We start from the raw sequence: 3,828 nt of genomic DNA on the forward strand, positions 1-3,828 counted from the left end.
ATGCGGGCCGGGCCGACGGCTGTGGTGGGTCGTGCCCGGCGCGGGTGGGTTGTTTTCCGGCGGCTAGGGTTCTTTACGTGCTCGTACTCGCCCTGGATACCTCCACGCCCGCGGTGACCGCCGCCCTCGGGGAGGTCACCGACTCCGGCGTGAAAGGGCTGGCCGAGCGCCGCACCGTCGATCCTCGCGCGCACGGCGAGCGCCTCGCGCCGCAGGTGCGGCTGATTCTCGACGAGGCCGGCGTGCGGACCCGGGAGTTGGCCGCGATCGTCGCCGGTGTCGGGCCGGGGCCGTTCACCGGGCTGCGGGTCGGGCTTGCCACCGCCGCCGCCATGGGGCAGGCGCTCGCCATCCCCACCTACGGGGTCTGCTCGCTCGATGCGCTCGGCCGGGCCGCCGGGCCGGGTCGCGTGCTGGTCGCCACCGATGCGCGGCGGCGTGAGGTCTATTACGCCACCTACCTTGACGGCGTGCGGGCCACCGACCCAGGTGTCGACAAGCCCGCCGAGGTGCGGGTCGAGGTCGATCGGGCGGTCGGCGAGGGTGCGCTGAAGTACGCCGAGATCTTCGGGGTGCCGATCGACGACCGCGTTCAGTTCCCGCCGGGTGAGGCCCTGATCGCTCTCGCCGCCGAGCGGGTCCGGCGGCGGGCGCCGGGCGAGTCGCTCACCCCGCTCTACCTGCGGCGGCCGGACGCTGTCGAGCCGGGTGCGCGCAAGCCGGTGCTGCACTGATGCATATCACCCGGTTCCGCTGGTGGCACATCGCCGAGGTGCTGCCGATCGAGGAGGACCTCTTCGGGTCCGAGAAGTGGTCCGCGGCGATGTTCTGGAACGAGCTCGCGCAGCGCAACTTCTACCTCGTGGCCGAGGCGGAGGACGGGAAGGTGGCCGGCTACGCCGGTCTCGCCGTGGTGGACCAGGACGAGTCCTGGGTGCAGAACATCGCCGTGTCCCGTGATGCCCAGCGGCGGGGGACGGGGCGGCAGCTGCTCGAGGCCCTGCTCGCCGAGGCCGGCGGGCGCAAGGTGCTGCTCGAGGTCGCCGTCGACAACGCACCGGCCCAGCGGCTCTACGCCGGCTACGACTTCGAGCCCGTCGGCATCCGGCGCGGCTACTACCAGCCCAGTAACACCGACGCCCTGGTGATGATGAGAAGTGCCTGACGAACCCCTGGTCCTCGGGATCGAGACCTCCTGCGACGAGACCGGCGTCGGCATCGTCCGCGGGCACACCCTGCTCGCCGACGCGCTCGCGTCCAGTGTCGAGCAGCACGCGCGGTTCGGCGGGGTGGTGCCCGAGGTCGCCAGCCGCGCGCACCTCGAGGCGATCGTGCCGACCATGCAGCGGGCCCTCGACGACGCGGGGGTGACCCTCGCCGACATCGACGCGATCGCCGTGACGGCCGGGCCCGGCCTCGCGGGGGCGCTGCTCGTCGGGGTCGCCGCCGCCAAGGGGTACGCGCTCGCCGCCGACAAGCCGATCTACGGGGTCAACCACCTGGCCGCGCACGTCGCTGTGGACACTCTCGAGCACGGGCCGCTGCCGGAGCCCGCCGTCGCCATGCTCGTGTCGGGCGGTCACTCCTCCTTGTTGCTGGTCGACGACCTCACCGCGGGCGTGACGCCGTTGGGCGCGACGATCGACGACGCGGCCGGCGAGGCGTTCGACAAGGTCGCCCGGCTGCTCGGCCTGGGGTTTCCGGGTGGGCCGGTGATCGACCGGCTCGCGCGCGAGGGCGACCCGGCCGCGATCGGCTTCCCGCGTGGACTGACGGCGCCGAAGGACCAGGCCAAGCATCGGTTCGACTTCTCGTTCTCGGGGCTGAAGACCGCGGTGGCGCGGTGGGTCGAGGCCCGCGAGCGCGCCGGCGAGCCGGTGCCGGTCGCCGATGTGGCCGCCAGTTTCCAGGCCGCGGTCTGTGACGTGCTCACCGCCAAGGCCTTGGACGCGTGCCGGGAGAACGGCGTCGAGACCCTGGTCATCGGCGGCGGCGTCGCCGCCAACTCGCGGCTGCGGCTGCTCGCCGAGGAGCGGGCGGCGAAGCTGGGGATCCGGGTACGGGTGCCCCGGCCGGGGCTGTGCACCGACAACGGTGCGATGGTCGCCGCGCTCGGCTCGCATCTGGTGGCCGCCGGGATCGCGCCGAGCCGGCTCGACCTGCCGGCCGATTCCGCAATGCCATTGACCTCGGTCACTGTGGCGGGGTAGGAAGCCTGCATGATCGCACGCATGTGGGAGGTACGGGCGCTGGGCAGCGGCTTCGACGAGCTGCTGGCCTGGGTCTGCGACGAGGCGTTGCCGCAGGTGGAGGTGCTGCCGTCGCACGTGTCGAGCGAGGTCTTCTCGTCGACCGACCACCGCATCGTCGTCATCTCGAAGTGGCGCAACACCCCGGCCGACCTGCCCGCGCCGCCGGAGCGGTTGACGGCACGCGCCCCGCACGTGTGGGATTTCACACCCGTCGACCGGTAGCGCGGTCGGCGCAGACCGGGCGAGCGATCAGAGCAGCGGATCCGCGAGCAGCCGTTCGAAGGCCAGCTCCGCGGCGCCGATCAGGGCGGCGTCCGTGCCCAGCTCCGGGGTGCGGAGCCGGACGTGTTCGCGGCAGGCCGGCAGCGCGACCTCGTTGAGGCGGCTGCGGATCTGGGCGGCCGCCACCAGGTACACGTCTCGCAACGTGCCGCCGAAGATCACGGCTTCCGGATTGAAGATGTTGATCAGGTTGCCGACGCCCAGGCCGATCCAGTCGCCCACCTGGCGTACCGCCTGCTGCGCGGCCCGGTCGCCGCGCATCGCCGCGTCGACCACGCCGAGCACCGCGTCCTTGCCGCTCTCGTTGCCGCGGCCGGCGAGTTCCAGCAGGGCGTACTCGCCGATCTCGGTCTCCCAGCAGCCGCGGGAGCCGCAGCTGCAGGGCTTGCCGGACGGGTTGATCACCATGTGGCCGACCTCGCCGCCGTAGCCGCCGTGGCCGGTCACCCGGCGGCCGCCCGCGATGATGCCGCCGCCGACGCCGACATCGCCGTACAGGTAGATCACGTTGTCGTGGCCAGCCGCCGCGCCCCGGCTGTGTTCGACCATGGCCGAGACGTCGGCGATGTTGCCGACGGTCAGCGGGCCGACGTCCGCGCCCTCGAGGCCGCGCAGCTCCGAGCTGAGGGCCTCGCCGACCGGCTCCTCGACCCAGCCGATAGTCGGCGCCAGGCGCACCATGCCGTCGTCGCGGCGGACCATGCCGGCCACCGCCAGGCCGCCGCCCACGTAACGGGCGCCCTCCGGGACGTCGCGGCGCATCTCGTGGATGAACTCGGCGAGCGGCTGGACCGCGTCGGCGACCTGCATGCCGCGCGGCCGGTCCGTCTCGCGGCGGTCCAGGATCTTGCCGCCCAGGCCGACCCGGGCGGCGCGCAGCCGGTCCACCTCGATCGCCAGCGCGTACGCGTACACCTGGTACGACTCGGGCCGGACGACCAGTGACGGTCGCCCGGCCCGCACGGTCTCCTCGGGCGGCCGCTCCGTGACCAGGCCCGCGGCGGCCAGTTCGGTGGTCAGCGTGCCGATCGTGCTGCGGTTCAGTCCGAGCTTCGTGGTGAGTTCGGCCCGGGAGGTAGCACCGTGAACATGTACATATCTCAACAACGTGCCCAGGTTGTGCCTGCGAACCTCCTCGTGGCTGGGGCCGGCTCGCATCAGGGAGCCGCCCCCGTGCCCGCGGGGCTGTTCATCGGTTACCGGTGGCTGCCGCTCTGCGGCGTGAGAGGGCGTCGACGCTTGCGGCGAGTAGCAGGATGAGGCCGGTGACGATGAATTTGACGCCGGAGCTGTA

Annotated in this window: 5 protein-coding genes; 4 read left to right on the plus strand and 1 reads right to left on the minus strand. The window is 72.7% G+C overall.

The annotated features are described in order from the left end of the window. Positions 1-77: 77 nt before the first annotated feature. From tsaB to ACIBSW_RS28155, 4 genes are read left to right on the plus strand one after another with little or no spacing between them, the layout of a single operon-like run. Positions 78-734: a tRNA (adenosine(37)-N6)-threonylcarbamoyltransferase complex dimerization subunit type 1 TsaB gene (gene tsaB / locus ACIBSW_RS28140; protein ID WP_354729831.1), complete on the plus strand. Its 657-nt coding sequence runs from the start codon at positions 78-80 to the stop codon at positions 732-734. Beyond that, positions 734-1,165 carry a ribosomal protein S18-alanine N-acetyltransferase gene (gene rimI / locus ACIBSW_RS28145; RefSeq protein WP_354729829.1) on the plus strand — a complete coding sequence of 144 codons (432 nt, stop codon included), beginning with the start codon at positions 734-736 and terminating at the stop codon, positions 1,163-1,165. The genes tsaB and rimI overlap by 1 nt, the downstream gene beginning before the upstream one ends. Continuing rightward, on the plus strand, positions 1,158-2,210 hold the full coding sequence (gene tsaD / locus ACIBSW_RS28150) for a tRNA (adenosine(37)-N6)-threonylcarbamoyltransferase complex transferase subunit TsaD (protein ID WP_354729827.1): 1,053 nt from the start codon (positions 1,158-1,160) through the stop codon (positions 2,208-2,210). Before rimI ends, tsaD begins: the two co-directional genes overlap by 8 nt. A gap of 9 nt (positions 2,211-2,219) precedes the next feature. Next, positions 2,220-2,474, plus strand: a complete 255-nt coding sequence (locus tag ACIBSW_RS28155; protein ID WP_354729825.1) for a hypothetical protein — start codon at positions 2,220-2,222, stop codon at positions 2,472-2,474. A gap of 27 nt (positions 2,475-2,501) precedes the next feature. Here the strand turns inward: ACIBSW_RS28155 and ACIBSW_RS28160 are convergent, their stop codons facing one another. Continuing rightward, positions 2,502-3,692, minus strand: coding sequence for an ROK family protein (locus ACIBSW_RS28160; protein WP_354729823.1), 1,191 nt, complete (start codon positions 3,690-3,692; stop codon positions 2,502-2,504). Positions 3,693-3,828: the final 136 nt, after the last annotated feature.

The organism is Actinoplanes sp. NPDC049668, assembly GCF_044465445.1.
Taxonomy (GTDB): domain Bacteria; phylum Actinomycetota; class Actinomycetes; order Mycobacteriales; family Micromonosporaceae; genus Actinoplanes.